21 protein-coding genes are annotated in these 24,790 nt (G+C 53.6%); 14 read left to right on the top strand and 7 right to left on the bottom strand.

The genetic code is table 11. The annotated features are described in order from the left end of the window. Positions 1–150: 150 nt before the first annotated feature. Genes ACT3T6_RS14960 through ACT3T6_RS14945 form a run of 4 tightly spaced genes read left to right on the top strand, consistent with a single transcriptional unit; the run spans position 151 to position 5,529 of the window. The gene (locus tag ACT3T6_RS14960) at positions 151–525 is read left to right on the top strand and encodes a response regulator transcription factor (RefSeq protein ID WP_172116528.1); all 375 of its coding nucleotides are present in this window, start codon (positions 151–153) and stop codon (positions 523–525) included. Then, the gene (locus ACT3T6_RS14955) at positions 522–2,579 is read left to right on the top strand and encodes a 3'-5' exonuclease (RefSeq protein ID WP_193054351.1); all 2,058 of its coding nucleotides are present in this window, start codon (positions 522–524) and stop codon (positions 2,577–2,579) included. The genes ACT3T6_RS14960 and ACT3T6_RS14955 overlap by 4 nt, the downstream gene beginning before the upstream one ends. Continuing rightward, positions 2,576–2,779, top strand: coding sequence for a hypothetical protein (locus tag ACT3T6_RS14950; protein ID WP_172116526.1), 204 nt, complete (start codon positions 2,576–2,578; stop codon positions 2,777–2,779). The genes ACT3T6_RS14955 and ACT3T6_RS14950 overlap by 4 nt, the downstream gene beginning before the upstream one ends. A gap of 2 nt (positions 2,780–2,781) precedes the next feature. After that, positions 2,782–5,529 carry a sensor histidine kinase gene (locus ACT3T6_RS14945; protein WP_193054352.1) on the top strand — a complete coding sequence of 916 codons (2,748 nt, stop codon included), beginning with the start codon at positions 2,782–2,784 and terminating at the stop codon, positions 5,527–5,529. On the opposite strand, the gene ACT3T6_RS14940 is transcribed toward ACT3T6_RS14945, so the two are convergent. Continuing rightward, entirely contained in the window at positions 5,526–5,888 is a 363-nt protein-coding gene (locus ACT3T6_RS14940; RefSeq protein ID WP_193054353.1) for an HlyU family transcriptional regulator, read from the bottom strand. The two genes, ACT3T6_RS14945 and ACT3T6_RS14940, sit on opposite strands and share 4 nt — an antisense overlap. Positions 5,889–5,945: 57 nt before the next feature. After that, positions 5,946–7,166, bottom strand: coding sequence for an argininosuccinate synthase (locus tag ACT3T6_RS14935; protein WP_193054354.1), 1,221 nt, complete (start codon positions 7,164–7,166; stop codon positions 5,946–5,948). 238 nt (positions 7,167–7,404) lie between these two features. On the opposite strand from ACT3T6_RS14935, the gene rnt reads away from it, so the two are divergent. After that, entirely contained in the window at positions 7,405–8,073 is a 669-nt protein-coding gene (gene rnt, locus ACT3T6_RS14930) for a ribonuclease T (protein ID WP_193054355.1), read from the top strand. Positions 8,074–8,200: 127 nt separating this feature from the next. Beyond that, positions 8,201–9,460, top strand: coding sequence for a 6-phosphofructokinase (locus tag ACT3T6_RS14925; RefSeq protein ID WP_193054356.1), 1,260 nt, complete (start codon positions 8,201–8,203; stop codon positions 9,458–9,460). Positions 9,461–9,541: 81 nt separating this feature from the next. Here the strand turns inward: ACT3T6_RS14925 and ACT3T6_RS14920 are convergent, their stop codons facing one another. Further along, positions 9,542–11,260 carry a bifunctional protein-serine/threonine kinase/phosphatase gene (locus ACT3T6_RS14920; RefSeq protein WP_193054357.1) on the bottom strand — a complete coding sequence of 573 codons (1,719 nt, stop codon included), beginning with the start codon at positions 11,258–11,260 and terminating at the stop codon, positions 9,542–9,544. A 281-nt stretch (positions 11,261–11,541) separates the two neighbouring features. Here ACT3T6_RS14920 and ppa point away from each other — a divergent pair, with 281 nt between their 5' ends. From ppa to purH, 8 genes are all read left to right on the top strand, one after another. Beyond that, positions 11,542–12,072 carry an inorganic diphosphatase gene (ppa, locus tag ACT3T6_RS14915; protein WP_087105558.1) on the top strand — a complete coding sequence of 177 codons (531 nt, stop codon included), beginning with the start codon at positions 11,542–11,544 and terminating at the stop codon, positions 12,070–12,072. A gap of 187 nt (positions 12,073–12,259) precedes the next feature. Next, complete coding sequence (dsbD, locus tag ACT3T6_RS14910; RefSeq protein WP_193054358.1) at positions 12,260–14,140, top strand: protein-disulfide reductase DsbD; 1,881 nt, start codon at positions 12,260–12,262, stop codon at positions 14,138–14,140. A gap of 334 nt (positions 14,141–14,474) precedes the next feature. Further along, positions 14,475–14,942: an acetyl-CoA carboxylase biotin carboxyl carrier protein gene (gene accB / locus ACT3T6_RS14905; protein WP_172116519.1), complete on the top strand. Its 468-nt coding sequence runs from the start codon at positions 14,475–14,477 to the stop codon at positions 14,940–14,942. A gap of 30 nt (positions 14,943–14,972) precedes the next feature. Then, complete coding sequence (accC, locus tag ACT3T6_RS14900) at positions 14,973–16,313, top strand: acetyl-CoA carboxylase biotin carboxylase subunit (RefSeq protein WP_193054359.1); 1,341 nt, start codon at positions 14,973–14,975, stop codon at positions 16,311–16,313. Between the two features lie 103 nt (positions 16,314–16,416). Continuing rightward, positions 16,417–17,328, top strand: coding sequence for a 50S ribosomal protein L11 methyltransferase (prmA, locus tag ACT3T6_RS14895; protein WP_193054360.1), 912 nt, complete (start codon positions 16,417–16,419; stop codon positions 17,326–17,328). 88 nt (positions 17,329–17,416) lie between these two features. Then, positions 17,417–18,457 carry a tRNA dihydrouridine synthase DusB gene (gene dusB, locus ACT3T6_RS14890; RefSeq protein ID WP_193054361.1) on the top strand — a complete coding sequence of 347 codons (1,041 nt, stop codon included), beginning with the start codon at positions 17,417–17,419 and terminating at the stop codon, positions 18,455–18,457. Beyond that, a complete protein-coding gene (fis, locus tag ACT3T6_RS14885) occupies positions 18,454–18,777 on the top strand; it encodes a DNA-binding transcriptional regulator Fis (RefSeq protein ID WP_087105564.1) in 324 nt (107 codons plus the stop codon). Before dusB ends, fis begins: the two co-directional genes overlap by 4 nt. 50 nt (positions 18,778–18,827) lie before the next feature. Beyond that, entirely contained in the window at positions 18,828–20,408 is a 1,581-nt protein-coding gene (purH, locus tag ACT3T6_RS14880) for a bifunctional phosphoribosylaminoimidazolecarboxamide formyltransferase/IMP cyclohydrolase (RefSeq protein WP_193054362.1), read from the top strand. Positions 20,409–20,500: 92 nt separating this feature from the next. Here purH and ACT3T6_RS14875 read toward each other — a convergent pair whose 3' ends face one another. The 4 genes from ACT3T6_RS14875 to ACT3T6_RS14860 all read right to left on the bottom strand — a co-directional run bounded on the left by ACT3T6_RS14875 (position 20,501) and on the right by ACT3T6_RS14860 (position 24,702). Continuing rightward, a complete protein-coding gene (locus ACT3T6_RS14875; protein WP_193054363.1) occupies positions 20,501–21,958 on the bottom strand; it encodes an NAD-dependent succinate-semialdehyde dehydrogenase in 1,458 nt (485 codons plus the stop codon). Between the two features lie 122 nt (positions 21,959–22,080). After that, positions 22,081–22,632 (bottom strand): GTP cyclohydrolase I FolE, encoded by a 552-nt coding sequence (gene folE, locus ACT3T6_RS14870; RefSeq protein ID WP_193054364.1) that lies wholly within the window; start codon positions 22,630–22,632, stop codon positions 22,081–22,083. A 237-nt stretch (positions 22,633–22,869) separates the two neighbouring features. Then, the gene (locus ACT3T6_RS14865) at positions 22,870–23,844 is read right to left on the bottom strand and encodes a serine/threonine protein kinase (protein ID WP_193054365.1); all 975 of its coding nucleotides are present in this window, start codon (positions 23,842–23,844) and stop codon (positions 22,870–22,872) included. A gap of 228 nt (positions 23,845–24,072) precedes the next feature. Next, complete coding sequence (locus ACT3T6_RS14860) at positions 24,073–24,702, bottom strand: hypothetical protein (protein ID WP_193054366.1); 630 nt, start codon at positions 24,700–24,702, stop codon at positions 24,073–24,075. Positions 24,703–24,790: the final 88 nt, after the last annotated feature.

Raw genomic sequence — 24,790 nt, 5'->3', positions numbered from 1 at the left:
TTAACACCGATTATTCACCCTAAAGTTGTAAACTGGTACCCGCACTCGCTTTCTATTCGGCCAAGGTCGTCTTGGCCTGCCTTGCATCGCTACCTACACTCGTAGTGAGTGAGATAAATGTTTTTAAACAACAACCAGTCGGTGGGCTCCATGACAAAAGTGCTAGTGGTCGATGATGAACCGAACATCGTCCTGTCGATTGAATTTTTAATGGAGCAGGCAGGGTTTGATGTCATCAGCGCGCTGGATGGCGAACAAGCCCTTGAGTGTGTGGCGGCCAACGAACCAGATGTTGTGTTACTGGATATTAGCCTTCCCGGGATTAGCGGGTTTGATGTATTGGAAGCACTACGCAGCCATACCGCTACGGCACAGCTGCCGGTGATTATGCTCACCGCCCATGGCCGTGAAGCGGAGCGTGAAAAGGGCTTTGCGCTGGGCGCTAACGCCTATATTACCAAGCCATTTTCAACACAGGCGCTGGTTGAGAAAGTGCAAACCCTGCTGGGTGAGGAAACCTCATGACGCCAAAGGCACTGCCTAAACGGCAGCGTTTGGTGGGTGCCTGGCTACTGCTTAGCGGCTTGAGTCTCTTGGGAGGGGCTTTATTTGCTGCTTGGCTGGAAAGCCAGTTGAACGTGACGGGTGGCTATCGGCTTATCCTCTGGGCAGGTTGCTTTTCAGGCGGCATCACACTTTTCTTAGTGGGCTTGCTGCTTGAACGTCTGCTTTTTACGCCGCTACGCAGTCTGCAAGCACAGCTTGCCCGACTGGCCGCCAACCCTGATACCGAAGACACTTGGCCCCCGCAAGGCTGGCTGAAGGGTCTGGCACCTGATCTACGCCGTGTGCAAGAGAGCTGGCACTCAGACCGTCATTCATTGCATAAGGCCCGTGCCGAGGGCGCCCAAAGCGCAACCCGTATCCGTAAAGCGCTTGAGGCGCTGCTACAGGTGCTGGAAACGCCGCTTCTGCTTTACGATAAGCACCGCCGTTTAATGCTGTTCAACCAAGCGGCTGAGCGCTTTTTTGTGAATACGCAAGGCCTGGGCTTGGGTAAGCGTCTGGAAGCCCTATTGCCGCTTGCAAGCTTGCAACAACTCCTTGAGCAACTGCCCGCTAATGGCACTCCGCGTGAGCTTTTGGTGCCGTGTGATCAGCGCTGGTTAAAAGTCATTATCCGTCGGGTGCCTGAAAGCCAAGGTGAAACACTAATAACCTGCAGCGATGCCACGGCGGCCTGGGCCAGTGAACGGGGTGAGCGGGCCGATCTTGCACGTATGCTCACACCTCTGCGCCAACATACGGCAAGCCTGGTAACGGCGACGGATGCACTCAGCCAACTGCGTCAATCGACGTATGAAAGTGGCTCGCTTGCTCAGCGGCTAGAGCAAGTAGTGCATGAAGAGAGTAGCGCCCTTGGTGAAACAGTCGCTAACGTCAGTGAACTTGTTGAAGCCATGCAGCAACAGGGTGAGCGGCTTACCTCAATATGGTCCAATGACTTTTGGCAGATGCTGGATGATTATCTGGACCCTGCCCACCGCCTGATCACCCCCATTGGAATGCCAGTCTGGTTTAAAGGCGATGCCCCTGCGTTGATGGCTCTTTTTGGATCGCTGGTTAAACACCTGAGTGATTACATCACGGGCAGTGTGTTTGAAGGCGAAGTGTCACTTAGCCCGAAACACACCTACCTCGACCTTGTATGGAAGGGCAAACCGATACCCGAGAGCGAGCTTACCAAGTGGCTAATGCACCCCCTGAACACGCTCCCCTTGAGCCCAAGTGCGGCGGATGTATTGCGCCAGCACGCAAGCGATGCCTGGAGCACGCAAGACACCGACGGCCAGCACGCACGCTTGCGGCTACCGCTTCTTGGCGTGGCGCAAAACGCGGCTCCGCGCTCTGCGCCACCTCGGCCAGAATTTCATGATTTTGGTATCGCAGACCTGCCCTCTCCCGATACCACGCTCGCTAATTGCGCTCTGCGTAGCCTGGAACTGGTGATTTTTGATACCGAAACAACCGGGCTTGAGCTACGCAGAGGCGATACGGTGATTAGCCTCGGCGCCTGTCGTATTGTGAATGGACGCTTATTAGCCAGCGATGTGTTTGATCACTACGTTAACCCACACAAGCCGATTCCTGCCGCCAGTACCGCGATTCATGGCATCACAGATAGCGACGTTAACGAAGCCCCGCGCCTGGAGCAGGTGCTACCGCACTTTCGTGATTATATTGGTGAAGCTGTCCTGCTCGCCCATAACGCTTCGTTCGATATGCTCGCGATCAGTCAGAAAGGTGTGCTATTCGACATGCCCGTACTGGATACTTTATTAATCTCCCGTGCGCTTGATGAAGGGCTCGATGGCCATGACCTGGACAGCCTAGTGAAGCGGTATGGCTTGACACTGCCACCCGGTCTTCGCCATACGGCGCTGGGCGATGCTCGCGTAACTGGCGAGCTCTGGCTTGCATTACTGCCGCGTTTGGAAGCACGCGGAATTACTACACTTGAGCAGTTACTCGCCTTACAAGCCAGTGCGTTTGATAAAGAGGATGCCAGCGCCTCATGATGCCTTCAAATTCACGCTACCGAGAACGCTTACTTGGGCTAGTCACCCTGGCACTGATGCTTTTCTGTCCGCCACTGCTTCTAGTGATTGATCGCCTGCCCTCGGTAGGTATCGGTTGGCTACCCCTTTATCTTTTCTGCAGTTGGGCGTTCATCATTGGCCTGAGCGCGTGGCTGATGGAACCTACTAAAAGGCGATAATCATGCGAACGGATGCGCTGATACTAAGTGCGGTGTTCGGCTATTTAGGCCTGCTTTTTCTAGTAGCGGCCTGGGGCGACCGCCGGGCGGTGCAAGGCCGTTCCATTATCAACTCACCAACGGTGTATGCCCTTTCTATTGCCGTTTACTGTACGGCATGGACATTCTACGGCAGTGTCGGGCGCGCGGCGCAGTTTGGCCCAAGTTTTTTACTTATCTATTTAGGGCCAACGCTTGCGATGATGCTATCGCCTTTTATCATCCGCAAAATGGTGCGCATTGCCGCACGCCAACGGCTCACCTCCATTGCTGACTTTATTAGCGCCCGCTATGGCAAAAGTGCCAGTCTTGGCGCGCTGGTGGCGCTCATATCGCTGATTACCATTACGCCGTATATAGCCCTACAGCTAAAGGCCATTACGGTGAGCCATGCGGTACTCATTAGCTACCCACAAAGCGCTGAGTCGATTCTCTATAACGAGCGTTTCTGGATGGACCGCTCCTTGTGGGTTGCTTTGGTACTGGCCGTTTTTATTATTTTATTCGGCACACGCCATCTGGATGCCAGCGAGCGTCATGAAGGCATGGTAGCGGCTATTGCGCTGGAGTCTATTGTCAAACTGGTGGCTTTTCTAGCGGTGGGGATTTTTGTTGTCTTTATCCTGTTTGAGGGGCCAGGTTCGCTATTTACTCAGGTCGCCCAAACGCCTGCCTTAAGTCAATTAATGCACCTGGAAAGCGTTCCAGGTGGAGCAACCGGCTGGGTAGGCATGTTGGTCCTTGCCTTTCTGGCGTTCCTAACCCTACCACGTCAGTTCCAGGTGCTGGTGGTTGAAAATATCGACGAGCGCCATCTTGCCAGGGCCAGTTGGCTATTCCCCCTGTATTTACTCCTGATCAACCTATTTGTGATCCCTATTGCCCTGGCCGGTTTACTGCTCGATGCGGGAGACCCAGACAGCTTTGTGCTGACCCTGCCGCTTTCTGCGGGGCTTGAAGGACTTCCCCTGCTGGTCTTTATTGGCGGGCTTTCTGCGGCAACGGGCATGGTCATTGTTGAAACCATTGCGCTCTCCACTATGGTCAGCAACCAACTGATCATGCCGCTCTTGCTACGTTTCAAGGCGCTGCATACAGACAGTAAAGGCGGGCTTGCCCGGTGGCTTTTAAGAATACGCCGGGTCGCCATCGTACTTATCTTGCTACTCGGCTATCTCTACCACGCGCTCATCGGCGACTCCTACAGTTTAGTCACCATCGGCCTGGTGTCTTTCGTCGGCGCGGCACAGTTCGCACCGGCCCTGCTAATTGGCCTTTATTGGCGTGGCGCTACCCGGCTGGGGGCAGTGTATGGCTTAATCGGCGGATTCTTCATGTGGAGCTACACCCTGCTTCTGCCTGGGTTTGCTCAGTCCGGATGGCTGGATAGCGCACTACTCACCGAAGGCCCTTGGGGTATTGGCTGGCTGACGCCCTATGCGCTTTTTGGGTTGGAAGGATGGGACATTTATACGCACTCCCTTCTCTGGAGCATGTTTGTCAACGCAGGTCTGTTAGTGAGCATTTCACTGTTTACGCGCTCCACCCCGCTTGAACAAACCCAGGCCGCCCTGTTTACCGAGGCGCTGCACCCCAACCTGCCCACCACTTCGCTTCAACGTGGCCAAACAACGCAAGGTGCTCTGCATGAGCTATTGGTGCGCTACTTAGGACTTAAAGCGGCGCAGCAGGTTTTTTCAACGCACACCCAAACCCTTAGCACATTGCAAAAAGACCAGCCTGCCGCTGATGAACTTATCATGCGCGCAGAACAGGCCTTGGCAGGCTCACTGGGTAATGCGTCAGCGCGCGTATTGATCAACTCGGTGGTTCGCGGTGAAGCACTCGATATTGAGTCATTGCTCAGCATGCTGGACATCACCACGCAAACGCTGGAGTACAACCGTCGTTTAAAACAGAAATCGGATGAGCTGACGCGAATCGGCAAGGACTTACAAAGCGCCAATGATCGACTCCGTGAACTGGACCGTTTAAAGGATGAGTTTGTAGCGATGGTGAGTCATGAGCTGCGCACCCCGCTCACCTCCATTCGCGCATTTGCAGAAATCCTGTCAGGTTCTCAGGCCGTTCCCGAGGAAAAACGACAGCACTTTTTGCACGTCATGGTACTTGAGAGCCAACGCCTTTCACGGCTGATTGATGAAATTCTGGATCTTGCTCGTCTGGAGAGTGGCCGTATGACGTTTGATGCAAAAACGCTGGATCTAGCAGCGCTTACCGACCATAGCCTTGAAGCGATTGCGCGACTACAAGAGCAACGTAATGTCCACCTTGAAATCACTATTTTAGAACGACCCTCCAACGTTATTGGCGACCCGGACCGGCTGGAGCAAATTATTATCAATCTGCTGGATAACGCGAGCAAATTTGCCGACCCGGCAGACCCACACGTCTTGCTGCGCTTGTATAAACAGAATCAACACGTTTATTTATGCGTCGAAGATAATGGCGCAGGCATTGAGCCAAGCGCACGTGAACATGTATTCGAGAAATTCCACCAGCTACAGCCGGGCGATACATCCACCGGTGGTCGCCCTAAAGGCAGTGGTTTAGGCTTACCTATCAGCCGGGCAATTGCTGTTCACATGGGTGGCAGGCTTTGGGTAGAGGATGCCCAAGTACTCAAGGGCGCCTGCTTTGTGTTGACACTACCAGAAGCAGAGCCTAACAAAGGCACGCCTGCGCCTTAGGCGCTTGGCGTTTGCTGGTTATCCGTCATTGTTGGCTCACTGCCCGCATGACGAGGGTCAGGCTTAAACATTTCATCGCCCACTTCATCAATAAAACGCTGTGCCTTGGTCACCATCATGGCATCGCAAGCATCGCGGCCAGGGAGCATATCGGAACGCTCAAAGCGAAGTTCACGCGGTTCACCATTGCTGTCAGCCTTGCTAATCCAACCGCTGACGCGGTATTGACCGCTTTGTTGATCGGGCTGAGAAACGATCGAATAGCCTTTGTATTCCACCGGTTCCGCGGCATTGGTGACCGCCTTAGTGGCCGACTTACTGCCGCCACCCAACAGTCCTGAAAAGAGCTTTTTAAACATACGGGCTCCTCGCGTTAGAAAAAAAGCGGCAGGAAAACCTGCCGCTTTTGATCGGAATTAGCTCTGCTGACGACCTTTGCCAGCGGCGATCCGTAAACGTAATGCATTCAGCTTGATAAAGCCTTCCGCGTCTTTCTGGTTGTAAGCACCGGCGTCATCTTCAAACGTTGCGATGGACTCGTCGAACAACGACTGCTCGGACTTACGTCCTACTACGGTGGCGTTACCTTTATAGAGCTTCATGCGCACAACGCCCGAGACGTTTGCCTGCGTCTCATCAATAGCGGCTTGCAGCATGCGGCGCTCGGGGCTCCACCAGTAGCCGTTGTAGATCACTTCTGCGTATTTCGGCATTAGCTGATCTTTGAGGTGGGCTTCTTCACGATCAAGCGTCAGCGATTCAATGGCACGGTGGGCGCGAAGCATGATGGTGCCGCCAGGTGTTTCGTAGCAGCCACGCGACTTCATGCCCACGTAACGGTTCTCTACGATATCCAAACGGCCAATGCCGTTATCACCACCTACTTTATTGAGTTTCTCAAGCACTTCGTGCGGCTTGTGTGCTTCGCCGTCGATGGCAACGATATCGCCTTTCTCGAACGTCAACTCAACATACGTAGGCTGATCCGGGGCGGCTTCAGGCGATACGCTCCAACGCCACATATCGTCCTCAGCTTCGGCCCACGGATCTTCCAAAATGCCGCCTTCGTAGGAAATATGCAGCAGGTTGGCGTCCATGGAGTACGGCGATTTCTTCTTCTTGCTGGAGAAGTCGACCGGGATATTGTGCTCTTCGCAGTAAGCCATCAGCTTTTCACGAGACGTTAGATCCCACTCGCGCCACGGCGCAATCACTTTAACGCCAGGTTTCAGTGCGTAACCGCCCAGCTCAAAGCGCACCTGGTCGTTACCTTTACCGGTTGCACCGTGAGAGATAGCGTCGGCGCCGGTTTCATTGGCGATTTCGATCAACCGCTTGGCGATTAGTGGGCGTGCAATGGAGGTGCCCAGCAAATACTCGCCTTCATAAACGGTATTGGCACGGAACATGGGGAAGACATAGTCGCGTACAAACTCTTCGCGCAAATCTTCAATGTAAATTTCTTTAACACCCAGTGCCTGTGCCTTCGCGCGTGCCGGCTCGACTTCTTCGCCTTGACCGATGTCGGCAGTAAAGGTCACTACCTCGCAGTTGTAAGTTTCTTGCAACCACTTAACGATTACAGAGGTGTCCAGGCCGCCTGAATATGCCAGCACAACCTTTTTGACATCGGACATTCTTTGCTCCTTGTTTATAAAACCGTTTATAAAAACCACGTGTGTGAAACGACGCTCACCAGCGAATACGGCGCCTTTAAGCGCACAACGTATCAAAGTAAACGCCAAGTATAGCGTTCTCTATGGCTAGCGAATACCGTCAGCGACGCCTTATACAGAAAGCTGCTAGAATCACACCATCCAGGAGGCGGCTTACCGCCCATTTTTGACGATTACTCGCTGTACTAAGGAGAGCTGCATGAGCGAGGCAATTGCCCGCGAATTAATGGCCCAACGTTTTCGCAGTTATCTGCCGGTTGTCATTGATTTAGAAACGGGCGGCTTCAATGCCCACAGTGATGCCGTGCTTGAAATTGCAGCCGTCACGCTCACCATGGACCCGGAAGGAAACCTACTGCCTGATGCGACCTACGCTTATCACATTCAACCTTTTGAAGGGGCCAATGTTGAACAGTCAGCGCTGGACTTTACCGGTATCAATCTGGATGACCCACTACGCCGCCAGGTAGCGCTCAGCGAAACAGAAGCGCTGGGTGAAATTTTCCGCCCTATACGCAAATCTATAAAAGCCCATGGATGTTCGCGCGCCATTTTAGTCGGCCACAATGCGGCGTTTGATCAGGGGTTTCTTAACGCTGCCGCTAATCGCTGCAACGTTAAACGCAATCCGTTCCACCCTTTCTCAAGTTTTGACACCGCGACGCTGGCAGGCCTTGTTTACGGCCAAACCGTACTGGCCCGAGCCTGCCGTGCGGCCGGTATCGAATTTGACAATAAAGCAGCACACTCAGCACGCTACGATACCGAACGCACGGCGGAGTTATTCTGCGCCATGGTTAACCGTTATAAAGACTTGGGCGGATGGCGCCTGGCCCAACGAGAGCAGGACATGGATGACGGTGAATAACCCCAAGCTGGATGCAGTGACGTGGGCTTTACGCTAAACTTCGACACTTTACATGCACCGTTGATGAAGGCGTTCAACGCTTTCTGTGTGCTTTACTTTTTCGCTTTTCAAAAGATGAGACGTTTCAATGGCTCAGTATAATGCCTTTTACGCCCAGTCAGGCGGCGTTACCGCCGTTATTAACGCCAGCGCCTGCGGCGTTATCGAAGCATGCCGACAAGCTCCCGAACAAATTGGCAAGGTATACGCGGGCCATAACGGCATTATTGGCGCATTAACCGAAGACCTCATTGATGTTACTCAGGAAAGCGACGAAGCGATTGCCGCATTACGCTATACGCCCGGCGGTGCATTCGGTTCTTGCCGCTATAAGCTAAAAGATATCGATACCCATCGCACTCAGTACGAGCGTTTAATTGAGGTATTTAAGGCACATAACATTCGCTACTTCTTCTATAACGGTGGTGGCGACAGTGCCGACACTTGCCTGAAGATCTCTCAACTTTCAGAAAAGCTGGGCTATCCGCTAACCGCTATTCACGTGCCTAAAACCGTGGATAATGACCTGCCGATTACCGATAACAGCCCAGGTTTTGGTAGCGTTGCCAAATATATTGCCACCTCTACCCGTGAAGCCTCTCTTGATATCGCCTCCATGTGCGCAACATCGACCAAAGTCTTCGTGCTTGAAGTGATGGGGCGCCATGCCGGCTGGATTGCAGCGGCGGGCGGATTAGCCGGTGAAGGCGAAGGTGAACCGCCTCACTTGATTATTTTCCCCGAGATCGCCTTCAACCGTAAAGCCGTCATGGCGCGGGTTGAGAAAAGCGTGAAACAGAACGGCTACTGCGTCATCGTGGTATCAGAAGGCGCACGTTATGAAGACGGCACCTTCCTGGCCGATGCAGGCAATACCGATGCCTTTGGTCATCGCCAGTTGGGTGGTGTTGCGCCTACGCTTGCCGGCATGATCAAGCAAGACCTGGGCTACAAGTATCACTGGGCCGTCGCTGACTACTTACAGCGTGCAGCTCGCCACTTGGCCTCGAAAACAGACGTTGAACAAGCCTATGCGGTTGGCCGTGAAGCCGTGACGCTCGCGCTGGCAGGCAAGAACTCGATGATGCCCGCGATTCGCCGCATTTCTCAATCACCCTATCAGTGGGATGTTATTTCCGCGCCGTTGGCCCAGATTGCCAACCAGGAAAAGTTCATGCCGCGTGATTTTATTAGCGAAAGCGGCTTTGCGATTACCCAGGCATGCCGTGATTACCTCTCACCGTTGATTCAAGGCGAAGACTTCCCGCCCTTTGAGAACGGCTTGCCCAAAGTGGCTAAGCTGAAACTTGCCAAAGTGGACCAAAAACTTCCCACATTTACGCTATAAGGCGCCCCCTTTCGGGGTTGCCAACGGCGGTAACCAAAACGGGCGATGATTATCTCATCGCCCGTTTTTTTAGCTAGCACATCACCTTAATAGCCACGAAAGCACCAATAGCAGCAGCAGCACACCGGCGACGCCTTGCCAGAAATGACGACGTGGCTCCTGGCGAGTGTCCTCTTGAACAGGCAAACGGCCTAGCGGAACTCGCAGTGCATGCAGAAACTCTGACTGACGCCTAAAGCGCAGCGCACGCTGTGGGTCCAATGCACGCCGTAAGGCATCATCCAGCTCTTGGGTAATTTCCGGGTTATGAGTTCGCGAGCTGCGATAGCTAAGTTCTTCTAAATCCGTATGACTGCGCAACTTGTTTGGGGTAAGTTGGTAAGGTAGCTCTCCGGTTAACAGCCAGTAGACGGTTGAAGCGAGGGAGTACTGATCGCTGCGGCGGCCAATGCTATCTTCCAATGCATACTCAGGCGCGGTGTGTTCGTTAAAACCAATTTGGCGCAATAGCTCACCTGAATGCCGGTGACCGTCCACCTCACGCATATGGCACGCGCTAAAATCGTTGAGCATCAGCTTACCGTGGCTATCAATTAAAATATTATCCGGCGTAATCTGCTGATGAATAATGTCGCGGTGGTGCAGCGCTTGCACGGCCTTACCCAGCTGGTTTGCGATATCCAAGCGCTGGACAAGGCTGGCCTGAGGATGCCGCTCGGCCCACTGGCGCAACGTGTCCCCTTCAACATGCTGCATCAAGTAGTAAAGATAGCGGCGTGGTCTTGAGGGCTTTACGACCTTAGCGATAAAAGGCGAATTAACCCGCTCAACGATCCACTGCTGAAGCAGGAAATGCTCCAGATAGGCATTACGGAGCGATAGCTCAGGGCTTGGCGCCTTCATTGCCATTTCACGCTCGGTATGCACGTCTCTTACCCGATAGACACGAGACTGCGCATTACGCGACAGAACTTCTATCACTTCCAACCCATCAAGCCGTTCGCCTGGCGCCAGTTCAGGCGGAATCGGCAAATCACCGTAAATCAGCCCCGGGTCGTCCGGCGACTCTTCCGGCAACTCATCAATGCGCACCAATTGAAAGCAAAATTGATCCCCTCCGTAGCCTCGCTCTTGAGCGCGCTGCTTGGCTTCACTGGCCAGGCGTTCGCAAGCCGCATCCAGGTCACTGGCATCCTGGCGAATCAAGCGTACGTAGTCGGAAGGCAACAGCGTACCGCGCACGCCACGCGTGGTGAACAGAAAAATATCGCCCTGCTTAAGGCCCAGATGGGTATAGTCGATGTCCACACTGCCATCCATTCCCAGCGCCCGGGAAGGATAGTGGTAGCCGCCAATATCGGTCACATGGTCTCGCGTCAGCTGCTCAAACTCAGCGCCCCGTAAGCGAAATACCAGCGTGTCCCCCATATGAAACAGGTGCGCTTCGCACTTACGAAAGACAACCACCGACATTGAGGAAACAAAGCCACCCTCTTTTACATGCTGGCTTTGGCTGTAACACCAGCTATTGAGTGCACGTAGCACGCGTGTTGCTGACGTTTTAGTGTCCCAATGGTCAGGCGTAGAAAAGTAATCCGCTAAAAAGCCACGCACACTTAAATCACCCGCCTGTTTGGCCAGCGTATTGCGCGACACAGAGTCGCTGATAACGGCGCAGCCCCCTTTGACCTTTAATAGCGGTGCATCAGGGAAACGCACCGACATGGAGCTGCGATGCAAACGTCGGTCAGGCGCAACAAACGCTTGACCATAACTGATCAGCAACTGGGCATGCCCCACTCATCCTCCTTGGCGAACCGCTCAACAGAATTTCATGACAGAATTTCATGACAAAACTTCATGGTCGCTATAATACACGCAACGGCTTTACTGCGATGCCCACCAAACGTCGCGACCACTGCGATAAAAGCAAATTACCGCTACCATTAAGCGATAGCGTCGGCGCTGCGCCCATGTTGCATTGGCAATCGCCCAGCCATCTTCGTATAATTCCCGACTATTCGTGCAACGCATCAATTGCTTAGCCACTGCAACACCCAAGAACTTCTAAGGACTCAACGATGAACTTCGATAACATCCCAGCTGGAAAGGATTTGCCGAACGATATTTACGTGGCGATCGAGATTCCTGCGAACCACTCGCCTATCAAATACGAAATTGATAAGGATATGGGCGCACTCTTGGTTGATCGTTTTATGGCGACCCCGATGTTTTACCCCGCCAACTACGGCTTTATTCCCCATACGCTGGCTGATGATGGCGATGCACTCGACGCCTTAGTAGTAACACCGCACCCGGTAGCGCCTGGCAGCATTATTCGTGCGCGCCCCATCGGCATCCTGAACATGACCGATGAAGCAGGTGAAGATGCCAAGCTGGTATGCGTACCGCACCCCAAACTCAGCACGCTTTATGATGACGTACAGGAAGTTACCGACCTGCCCGAGCTTCTGCGTCAGCAAATCGCTCACTTCTTTGAAAACTACAAAGACCTTGAAAAAGGCAAGTGGGTAAAAGTTGAGTCTTGGGAAGGCGTTGAAGCAGCGCGTAAAGCTATTGAGAAATCAGCGGCCGCTTACCAAAAGGCGTAAGTGAACTAAACGCGCTGTTTTGTCTCTATTAAGAAGGCCGCCAATAGGCGGCCTTCTTATTACACCCACTAGCCATTTTTTTATCACTGCGCGCGGATCTTTCACAAGTGCTACCAAGCGCTCGTTCCATATTATGCGCCATGTTAATGCGGGTGCTTTTCAGCCATATCGCCGTTAAGGATGTATCGTGTTATCCGTCAAACGATTAGGTTTATTCTGGCTACTCTGCTGGCTACCGTTATTCGCCCACGCACAATGGTTTTCATCCAGCAGCAACGATCAGTTTCTGCCCGTAATGGAGGCATTTCAGCCTACCGCTTGGCACGATGGCGAAACACTTTATATCGGCATTCAAAGTGCCGAAGGCTATTACCTTTACCGACATCAGTTTGACGTTAAAAGCCAAACGCCGTCTGTGGCACTGGGTAGCCCTGCTCTACCCGAAGGCACCTTTACCAATGACGAATTTATGGGCGATGTCTACACCTTTCGCGACATACTGGTGTTTGAGACACCGCTTGAACATGTTTATTCAGGTCCCATCGACATTAAGCTTACCTTTCAAGGCTGCGCCGATGCCGGGCTTTGCTACCCACCTGAACAGGTACCACTACAGGCCGCTGAGTCACAGCCGCCTGCTCAATATGCCCAATGGTTAGCCGAAAACAGCCCCTCATCAACAGACATTGCCGCGCCTGCCCAAGCGACTACCAGCGCTGGGTCGGAAAACCCAAACACTTCTCGTCAAGCGCTGAACACACCGCAAAGTGCCGACAGCCGCTTTAGCGCCTTACTAAGCGAGGCAAGCCTGCCGCTAGCCTTGGGGCTTTTCTTTATTGCCGGGCTGGGTTTAACATTTACGCCCTGCGTTTTACCCATGATTCCCATTCTTTCCTCGATCATCGTTGGTCAGAACCCGACTAAACCGCGTGCGTTTGTTCTTTCGGCAAGCTACGTATTGGGCATGGCGACGACCTACGCCATTGTTGGTGTCTTAATGGGGCTCTTTGGAGCAGGCCTAAACTTGCAGGCCCGCCTTCAGTCGGCGCCTGTATTAATAGCGTTTGGGTTACTTTTCACGCTGTTTGCGCTCGCCATGTTTGGCGCCTTCGAGTTACGTTTCTCGTCACGCATGACCCACCGCATCGAGGCATGGCAAGCTCGGGCGCAACGCAGTGGCCCGGGAGGGCTCGCCCTGGCAGGCGCGCTTTCGGTACTGGTGGTATCGCCCTGCGTTACCGCGCCGCTTGCCGGTGCATTGGTCTTTATTTCCTCTACCGGCGACGCTGCTATTGGGGGCGCGGTTCTTTTTGCGCTGGGTCTTGGCATGGGGTTGCCGCTGCTACTGGTCGGCACGCTGGGCGTTACCCTACTGCCACGAACAGGCGCCTGGATGAACGGCGTTAAAACCGGCTTTGGTTTATTGCTGCTGGGTGTGGCCATTTGGATGATTGAGCGTCTTGTACCCGGGCCTGTAGGACTCCTGCTCTGGGCAGCACTGGCGATAGGCAGCGCGCTGGCGCTGGGCGCGTTACGTCTGAACCCACCGTCAGGTTGGTCGCGTGCGCGACAAACGCTGGGATTGATGCTGCTTGCCTGGGGGGGTGCCCTCGTTTTGGGCGCAGCTCAGGGCAATAATAACCCGCTTCAACCGCTGCGCTTTTCCCATAGTGCTACAGCCACTCAAGAAACGGCGCTTGATTTTGTAACCGTGGATAGCCTGGATGAACTACGCTCAGCTCTTGCTCAGGCAGACAGTGCCCATCAACCCGCCTTTGTCCACTTCACCGCTGACTGGTGTATTTCATGCAAAGTTATGGAGCGTGAAGTTTATCCAGACCCACGTGTTATTGAGGCGTTGGAAGGCTTCACGCTAATTGCCGTCGATGTCACCGATACGACCCCTGAAAGTAGGCAGCTACTTAACCAGTACCAGCTTTTTGGGCCGCCCAGCCTGCTGTTCTTTGATCAAGGTGCAGAAATACGCCCAGCGCGGATCCAAGGGGAGGTCACCGCCAACGCGCTTGCAGAGCATCTTTCATCCTTAAAACAGTGGCTATTAAGCTAAAAGCCTGAACTTTATTTGTACCCTGGGGGCAATTGTTGAGTACCGATAACAGCATGCTCTTCGCTAAACGGTAAAGATAGCCATCAAGGCATACCGCGTTTTATGCCTCGGCTCTGCACTGGACTAGCGCTGGACATGTTCCGCTTTTTTCGGCAAACTCCGCCTCCACATTAGTTAAATGCTCGATTTTTAAGCTGTTAGAGGGGTAACGTTCACCATCATGCTGCGTTCTCTTCTTTTCTTAACTTGGTTTACTGCGCGCTAAATATTGCGATACTTAAGCGTTATCACTAGCGTGTTAGGCAGCAACCTTCATCTATCTACGGGGCCCAATATGGATATTCGCAAAGTAAAAAAACTGATCGAACTGCTCGAAGAATCCAACATTAGCGAAATTGAAATTCAGGAGGGCGAAGAGTCAGTACGCATCAGCCGTCATCCTAACGGTGCTACCTGGCAGCCCCAGCCAATGCCCCAGTATTCCCAACCTTTTGCAGCGCCTGCACCGGCTCCCGCAGCACCTACAGCGCCCAGCGTTGACGCGGAGCCTGCCAGCGCAAGCTTCCGCGGTGAAGCCGTTAACTCTCCGATGGTGGGCACCTTCTACCGCAGCCCGGCACCGGGTGCAAAATCGTTTGTTGAAGTAGGCGACACCGTTAAGCAAGGCGACACGGTATGTATCGTTGAAGCGATGAAAATGATGAATCAGATTGAAGCTGATCGCGACGGCGTGGTTGAAGCCATCCTGGTGGAAGATGGTGAGCCGGTGGAATTTGATCAACCCATGATCGTCCTCGCTTAATCTTTCACATCAACACGGGTGGACTCTCCCATGCTGGACAAGGTACTTATCGCGAACCGCGGCGAGATAGCCCTACGTATTTTACGGGCATGTAAAGAGCTGGGCATCAAAACCGTCGCCGTACACTCCAAGGCTGACCGCGAACTGATGCACGTACGCTTGGCGGATGAGGCAGTGTGCATTGGCCCGGCCTCTTCGGCCCAGTCGTACTTGAATATTCCCGCGCTGATTAGCGCTGCCGAAGTGACCGACTCAAGCGCCATTCATCCCGGCTATGGCTTTTTGTCTGAAAATGCCAATTTTGCCGAGCAGGTTGAGCGCTCCGGCTTTACCTTTATTGGTCCGCGCGCTGAAACCATTCGCTTAATGGGCGACAAAGTGAGCGCCATTGAAGCCATGAAGAAGGCGGGCGTACCTACCGTACCTGGCTCTGATGGCCCCCTGGGCGATGATGAAGCCGCAAGCCTGGCGGCTGGCGTGCGTGTAGGCTATCCCGTTATCATCAAGGCAGCGGCTGGTGGCGGTGGTCGTGGCATGCGGGTCGTGCATTCAGAAGACCAGTTACTGTCCGCCATTAGCATTACCCAAAACGAAGCCCAGGCAGCGTTTGGCGATGGCACGGTTTACATGGAAAAATTCCTTGAGAAACCGCGCCATGTGGAAGTACAAGTTCTGGCCGATGGTCAGGGCAATGCGATCCACCTCTATGACCGCGACTGCTCTTTGCAACGCCGCCATCAAAAAGTACTTGAAGAAGCACCTGCCCCCGGCCTCGACCCGAAAGCACGTGCCGACGTACTGGAAGCGTGCCGCCAGGCCTGTATTGAAATTAACTACCGCGGCGCCGGTACGTTCGAGTTCCTGTACGAAGATGGCAAGTTCTTCTTTATCGAGATGAACACACGTGTTCAGGTTGAGCATCCGGTAACGGAAATGGTCACCGGCGTGGATATCGTCAAAGAACAGCTGCGTATTGCGTCAGGCTTGCCACTGTCGATTCGCCAGGAAGACGTTAAGCTTAACGGCCACGCGTTTGAATGTCGGATCAACGCGGAAGACTCACGCACATTCATGCCATCACCAGGCAAAGTGACGCTGTATCACGCCCCAGGCGGCTTGGGCGTGCGCATGGATTCTCACCTGTATACCGGCTATACCGTTCCGCCACACTACGACTCACTGATTGGCAAGCTGATCACCTGGGGCGAGGATCGTGAGATCGCGTTAACGCGCATGCGTAATGCGCTGGATGAGCTGCTGGTCGAAGGTATCAAAACCAATATTGACCTACAGAAAGACCTGGTGCGCGATAGCCAATTCCGCCAGGGCGGTGTCAACATTCACTATCTAGAAAAGAAACTTGCCGGCTAAACGCTCCATGTGCCAAGCAAGCATTTCATAGTGTTGCCGAGTAATACCCAACGGGGTGGCCAACCCACCCCGTTATCGATTATGCCTACCGCGGAGACTCCCCATGCCTTGGCTGCAACTCAAAGCCCACGTAGCGCCTGAACAGGCTGAACTTCTGGAAGAGCTACTGCTTGAAGAGGGAGCTACCGCCATTGGGCTTCAGGATGCCCATGATGACCCCGTCTTTGAGCCAGAACGCGGCACCACGCCGCTTTGGCAGGACACCATTCTGACCGGCCTGTACGATGATTTGGAGGGCGTGGAAAGCATGCTGGCCCGCATCGAAAGCGCTTGGGCGCAACAAATGCCCGATGAATCCTGCCCCACCATTGAGTATGAGCTGCTGGCCGACCGTGACTGGGAACGCGAGTGGATGGATGACTTCAAACCGCTCCAGATGGGCCAGCGCTTATGGATTGTTCCTAGCTGGCATACACCGCCTGAAGCAGGCGCGGTCAATCTAATTTTAGACCCAGGTTTAGCCTTCGGCACCGGCACTCATCCTACTACCGCACTGTGCCTTGAATGGCTTGATCAGTTAGCGGTTGATGGCACACTTGGCGACAAGAACGTGCTGGATATTGGCTGTGGCTCGGGCATTCTCGCCATTGCCGCGCTTAAGCTAGGTGCTCAGCACGCCGATGGCACGGATATTGACCCTCAGGCGCTGCAGGCTAGCCGCGATAACTCCGAACGCAATCATATTGCAGAGCAAAATCTCGCGCTCTATTATCCGGAGCAGTTAACAGGCGGCCCTTACCCGATTGTCACTGCGAATATTTTAGCCGGCCCCCTGGTGGAGTTAGCGCCAACGATTGCGGGACATGTCGCGCCGAAGGGGCTTCTTGCGCTGTCAGGCATTCTTGCCAACCAGGCCCAGGACGTGCTTAAGGCCTACGAAGCAGAAGGCATAATGATGGATGAGCCGGTTATTCGTGAAGGCTGGGTGAGACTAACAGGCCATCGACCCGGTTAATCTTCAAAACAGCCTTCATTCCGCTTCCGAGTAGGCGTATCATACGCCCCCCTGAACGCCTACTCGCTTATCCAGCAGCGCAAACTCCATGACATTAGCCACGCTACAATCGACATCTATCGGCCCTTACAGCTTGCCCAATCAGGTCATACTGGCGCCGATGGCAGGCGTGACCGACCGCCCTTTTCGCCAGCTTTGCCGGCGGCTGGGCGCTGGCTGGGTAGTAGGCGAAATGGTCACCTCAGACCCCAGCCTGTGGCATACCCGAAAGTCCCAACTGCGGATGGACCATACGGGTGAGCCCGACCCACGGATCGTGCAAATTGCCGGTGGCGACGCCCAGATGCTTGCTCAGGCGGCACGCCTTAACGTCGAACTGGGCGCCCAGATTATCGATATCAATATGGGCTGCCCGGCAAAGAAGGTCTGCAACAAGGCGGCTGGCTCAGCGCTACTGCGCGATGAGGTCTTGGTTGCCGATATTTTAGATGCGGTGGTCAAGGCGGTGGATGTGCCGGTTACCTTGAAAATCCGTACCGGCTGGTGCGCCGAATCCAACAATGGCGTGAGAATTGCTCGATTGGCAGAAGATGCAGGCATTCAGGCACTCGCTGTTCATGGCCGACATCGCGAACAGCGCTATACTGGTTGGGCAGAGTACGACACGATCGCCGATATCAAATCGTGTCTGTCCATCCCAGTGATTGCCAATGGTGATATTACAAGTCCTGAAAAAGCAGCCGATGTCCTACGCTATACCGGCGCGAATGCGGTAATGATTGGACGTGGCGCCCAGGGTAATCCTTGGATTTTCAAGCAAATAACCCATTACCTACAGCATGGCGAGCAGTTGGCTTTGCCAAGCTTGGAGGAGCGTCGTCACGTGCTGGCCGGGCATGTAGCGGCGCTGCACGCCTTTTATGGCGACACGATGGGTGTACGCATTGCGCGCAAGCATATTGGCTGGTATCTCGAAAGTGATCTGCGCTTTTGCGATACAAAGCGCCGCGAGCTAAAACAGCAATTCAATGCGCTGGCATCACCTGAAACACAATTTGATTGGATTAACGACGCCATGGCGTTTGACGCAGACAAGCGTCTATTAGCCAAAGGAACCCATGCTGCATGAACGAACGCGATCTTCTTTCTAGCGAGTTACCCTCGCGACTAGCGGGTACGCTCGCTGACCCAGCGGCAAGCGCCCCGCCGCAGCCGTTAAGAGAGGCCGTGGAGTCTGCCATGCGCCGCTACTTCGAGCATCTCGATGGCAGTCAGGCCACCGACCTGTACGCCATGGTGATGGCCGAAGTAGAAGCGCCGCTGCTGGCCTGCGTGCTGGAGCATACCGAAGGTAACCAGACACGCGCCGCTGATGTACTGGGATTAAACCGCGGTACGCTGCGCAAGAAACTCAAGATTTACGGTCTTATCGAAGGTGACGCCCCATAACCATGGGGCGTTGTTGTTTTTATTGTCCCACTCTGCACACGAGCTTATTCATGGTTGATAGTACCGCTACTCCTGTTCGCCGCGCGCTGTTAAGCGTGTCCGATAAAACGGGTATTGTTGAGTTTGCCCGCAGCCTTACCGAGCGCGGCATTGAGCTACTGTCCACGGGCGGCACCTTCCGCTTGTTACAGGAAAACGCCATCCCGGTCACCGAAGTATCCGAACATACGGGCTTCCCTGAGATCATGGATGGCCGAGTGAAAACGCTGCATCCTAAAATTCACGGCGGTATTCTGGCGCGCCGTGGTCAAGATGACGCAGTAATGGCTGACAACGATATCACCCCGATTGATATGGTCGTGGTTAATCTCTACCCGTTTGCAGCCACCGTTGCCAAACCTGACTGCAGCCTGGAAGACGCCATCGAAAATATCGATATTGGCGGCCCCACCATGGTCCGTGCCTGCGCTAAAAACCACGCGTACACCACCATCGTAGTTAACGCCGACGACTACACGCGCGTGCTTGAAGAACTGGCCGCCAATGATGGCCAGGTGAGCACCGCCACACGCTTTGACCTTGCGGTTAAAGCGTTTGAGCACACTGCGGGCTACGACGGCGCCATTGCCGAGTACTTGGGTCGTAAAGTCAGCGAGAGCGATGCCACCTTCGCGCGTACCTTTAATCTTCAGTTGCATAAAAAGCAGGACATGCGCTACGGCGAAAACCCGCATCAGCAGGCTGCCTTTTACGTTGACCCTGCAGCATCTGAACCCTGTGTTGCGACAGCTACCATGCTGCAAGGCAAACCGCTTTCTTTTAACAATGTTGCCGATACCGATGCGGCTTTTGAGTGCGTCAAGGCGTTTGATGAAACGGCGTGCGTGATTGTTAAACACGCTAACCCCTGTGGCGTTGCCATCGGCGCTACGGCGCTTGAGGCTTATGACAAAGCGTTTGCAACTGACCCTACCAGTGCTTTCGGCGGCATTATTGCCTTCAACACGCCGCTTGAAGCTGATACCGCGCGCGCAATTGTTGATCGTCAGTTTGTTGAGGTCATTATTGCACCCGGGGTGAGCGATGAGGCCGTTGCGATTATCGCCGAAAAGAAAAATGTCCGCCTGCTGGATGTCAGCGCACATTGGCCTGGCAACCACCAGCCCGCCTTTGATTTCAAGCGGGTTAACGGAGGTTTGCTGGTACAAGAGCGCGATCAGGGCATGGTGACTCGCGACGAGCTTACTGTGGTCAGCGAGCGCGCACCTTCAGAACAGGAACTGCGCGACTTGGCATTCGCATGGCGCGTTGCCAAATTCGTTAAATCCAATGCCATTGTGTATGCCAAAGCCGGCCAAACCATTGGCGTGGGCGCAGGCCAGATGAGTCGCGTGTACTCCGCTAAAATTGCGGGCATCAAAGCGGCCGACGAAAACCTTTCTGTACCTGGTTCCGTTATGGCGTCTGATGCCTTCTTCCCCTTCCGTGATGGCATTGATGCCGCCGCCGCTGCGGGCATTACCGCCGTTATTCAGCCTGGTGGTTCCATGCGCGACCAGGAAGTGATTGATGCTGCCAACGAAGCGGGCATTGCCATGGTCTTCACCGGGATGCGCCACTTCCGTCACTAAGCTGTGCTTTAGCGCTAGCACCATAAAAACCTCGCAAGCACTGCTTGCGAGGTTTTTTTATGAATATAACGCTCAGAATGCCTTAACCGACACTAGCCAAGGTCAATGCATAAATACTTGGTTTCCAGGTACTCTTCCAGCCCCTGATGACCACCTTCACGGCCAAGCCCTGATGCTTTGACACCCCCAAACGGCGCCGACGCATTGGAAATAGCCCCGGTATTAATGCCCACCATGCCGTATTCAAGCGCGTCAGCCACGCGCCATACACGAGCAAGATCGCTGGAGTAGAAATAGGACGCCAGCCCATACTGAGTATCATTGGCCATTTCGATAGCGGTCTCTTCGTCGTCGAACGGGAACACCGCCGCTAGCGGGCCAAACGTCTCTTCCTGAGCAACCTTCATGCTGGCATCGGCAAAGCTGATTAACGTAGGCGTGAAGAAGTTGCCGCCTAACGGATGCGGATGACCGCCCAGCAGCAACTCAGCACCTTTATCAATAGCGTCCTGAACGTGTTCGCTGACTTTCTTGACCCCATTTTCATCAATGAGCGGGCCAATATTGTTGCCTGGCTGAGCACCATCGCCAACATGCAGCTCACTGTTCATGGCAACCGCGAGCTTTTCGCAAAACGCGTTAATCACACTAGACTGAACTAAAAACCGATTGGTGCAAATGCACGTTTGGCCTGCATTGCGGAACTTGGCTGCCATCGCGCCCTCAACGGCGGCATCAAGGTCAGCATCTTCAAAAACGATAAACGGCGCGTTTCCGCCCAGCTCAAGCGATATTTTTTGCACATGCTGCGCCGCTTTTTCCATCAGCGTCCGGCCTACTTCCGTAGAGCCAGTAAAGGTGATTTTGCGCACCTTGGGCGACTGGGTTAGCGCTTCAGCAATGTCAGCGGCGCTGCCTGGCACCACATTAAAGACGCCGCGGGGTATCCCTGCTCGCTCAGCCAATAGCGCCAGCGCCGTTGCCGAGAAAGGCGTTTGGCTAGCGGGCTTAACGATAACGGTACAACCTGCTGCTAGCGCTGCACCTGCTTTACGCGTGATCATCGCTGCGGGGAAATTCCACGGAGTAATCGCTCCTACAACGCCCACCGGCTGCTTGGTTATCACAATACGCTGGTTGGCTTTTGCTGCAGGAATGGTCTCGCCATATACACGCCGCGCCTCTTCGGCAAACCAGCGCAGAAAACTGGCGGCGTAAGCAATTTCGCCCTCAGCCTCTTTAACCGGTTTACCCTGCTCATAGGTCATCAGCAGTGCAAGGTCGTGCTGATGCTCAAGCATCAGATCATGCCACTTAAGCAACATGTCTGCCCGCTCTTGAGCGGTCAATGCCCGCCAGGCAGGCAAAGCGGCATCAGCAGCGTCAATGGCACGCTCGGTTTCAGCTTTACCTAATCGCGGCATATCCCCCACCGGTTTGCCTGTGGCGGGGTTAATAACGTTAATTTGTTCTCCACTTTCAGCCGCTACCCAACTGCCGTCGATATAGGCAAAGGGGCAATACAGCTGTGTCTCTTTTAGCGCTTCCATGACAGACTCCTGGCCAAAGGATGGCCCTGTGGGCTCATATTTACGCTTTCATGCTAAGACGAAACGGCGTATTTAACCAAGTGTTTGGCAAATATGGTCATCCTGGCCGTGGAGAAATTAGTTTAGTTAATAAGCGTTAGAAATTCCTGGCGCGTCGCGGGGTTGTCACGGAATCCACCCAGCATTACCGATGACGACATGCTCGAATTCTGCTTCTCAACGCCGCGCATCATCATGCATAAATGGCGCGCCTCAACGACAACCGCTACTCCTTTCGCACCGGTTACCTGCTGGACGGCATCGGCAATTTCACGAGTCAGGCTTTCCTGAATCTGCATACGCCGCGCATACATATCAACGATGCGCGCAAATTTGGAAAGCCCTAATACCTTGCCATCAGGTAAGTAGGCAATATGACACTTGCCAATAAACGGCAATAAGTGGTGCTCACACATTGAGTAAAGCTCAATGTTTTTTACTAACACCATTTCATCGGTCTTCGATTCAAACACCGCGCCGTTGATAATCTCTTCCAGCGACTGCTGATAGCCCGCGTTTAAAAACTGCATGGCTTTGGCTGCACGCTTTGGTGTATCCCGCAGCCCTTCGCGGTCCGGATTTTCGCCAAGGGCGGTAATAATTTGGCGATAGTGCTGGGCGATATCGTCGGTCATAGTCATTCTCATTAAAGCGGTGCCCGCTCACTCGCTCGTTATTGCTTTATCAAGTAACCAGCACGCAAGCAAAACAACCTTACAAAACAATGCCCAAGCATACAGAAACCACTAAACGTACCAAAGGCGATTTATGCGCTTATTTTAACGTACCTGGCCACTCGGTGGCAGCGTCGCAACGACTTTTAAGGCGCTCAACGTATAATTTTTACGACAACAGAGGGGTCAAAAGATCTATTAAGCCAACCAAACAGGACGCTCAAGCTGCAAACACTGCTGTTCTAACTGACGGATATGCTGATCCCAGTAGCTGCTATCTGCCATCCATGGAAAAGCACGCGGAAACGCTGGATCGTCCCAGCGCGAAACCAACCAGGCGCTATGCCGAATCAAGCGATAAGCCCTTAGCGGCTCAATGAGCGACATCTGTTCATGAGGAAACGCTAGTGACTCCTCATAGCCTTCACTAATCTCACTTAGCTGCGCCCGCCAGCTATCCGGCTCATCAGTGGGCAGCAACATCCATATATCCTGTATGGCGGGCGCCATCGCACAGTCATCAAAATCGACCAGGGAAAAATGCTCATCTCGGCCCAGTACGTTCCCTAAATGACAATCACCGTGGCAACGTATTAACGATGCTGGGTCCAACGCCTTGGGCGCCAACCGATGCTGCAGCTTTTGAATCACCGCGTCATACGCCCGACGCTGAAACTTGTCGAGCCATTGGCTGCCCACAACGCGCTGCCGTGCCTCTTCTATACCGCTTTCCAGCTCCAAGCGCGGGCGGTGTTGAAATACCTTGCGCTGCGATACGTTATGCAGCTGGCCTAACACTTCGCCCAGCGCAAAGAGGTGTTCAGGATTATCAAGCTCAGGCGCTTGGCCTGCACACTGGGGGAAAAGAGCAAAGCGAAACGCTGCGTAATGATGCAATGACTGCCCCGCGCTATTACGCCAGGGTGCGACAACCGACACCCCGGCCTCGCTTAATTCCTTTAAAAAATCATGCTCCTCTTGAATCGCAGCATCCGACCAGCGCTCGGGACGGTAAAACTTGATTACCCAGTGACGGGCATCATCATCACGAAACATCAATACACGGTTTTCATAACTGTTGAGCGCAAAAGGCTCGCCTGCGGGCCAAATATCAACCGATTCGGCCGCCGACATAACCGTGTCGGGCGAAAGCGCACTAAAAGGATGTGACATGGATCGCTCCTGCATAACGGGGCGCCTATCTTATCAACTATTGTATGGAAACGTTCTGACGAACGCCCCACTATCGATGCACTGAGCCTTTGCTTTTAGTACACTTTCTTCGGGGAACGCCCGGAGGAAAAGGGTACGAAGATAACAGCGCAAAGCTTTAACCCCTGTATGGCAGGGCTCAAAGCCATTAAACCGTGTAGCCTGGAGCAATTTACATGACAAAGCAGGCTAATCTGCTTTATGTATTTCTATATTTTGTGCCCAGCTTAAGACCCGCTTACGATCGCGCCTGCTATTCATACGATGTGTATCCACGTCACAAGGGTTGAGCTGTCGAGCGGGCTCAGCCGAAATATCAAGATGAAAATGGCGTGCGGCGCCAACCGGCATGTCTTCTGAGCCATAGATGGCAATCACCCGAATTTCAAGCTGAGGTTTCTGCTGTTTAATGGTGTCTTCTTTTAAATCCCAGTGCTGAAGGAGCCGCTTCAGGATCCTGTCAAATGACTGAATATGAATGTAATCACCTGAATTAAGCGGGCCCTGGTGGGTACGGAAAGCGGCTTCATGCTCTTCATCGCCCTGCTGTTGGTATTCAACAATATCGAGTTCGTAATCTCTTTCCTGGGCATGCAGCACAGCCACCAGGTGCTGAATATAGATAGCCTCATTGCTCATATTACTTATTAAGCACAAGGCCTCCAGCCCAACGCCCTTACCCCGGTTAATAATAATTCGCGGACGTCGCTGCCGAACATAGCCGTTATAAAGAAGCTGAGCATAGAAAACCCAAACAAACAGGGTAAGGACGCTGGCAATAGCAGAAATTGCCTGGGCGTGCTCATTGAGCCATCCCATGATTGAGATCCTTCTCAAAGCAATAATGAAATATCAAGCTAGCGCAACCGCGAGCAAAAGTCAGGCGGGCAGGAAGGAGGATAGCGAA

Source organism: Halomonas sp. 72 (genome assembly GCF_052379785.1).
Classification (GTDB): domain Bacteria; phylum Pseudomonadota; class Gammaproteobacteria; order Pseudomonadales; family Halomonadaceae; genus Vreelandella; species Vreelandella citrativorans.
The sequence above is the reverse complement of the archived record's forward strand: the minus strand, read 5'-3'. Positions and strand labels throughout refer to the sequence as shown.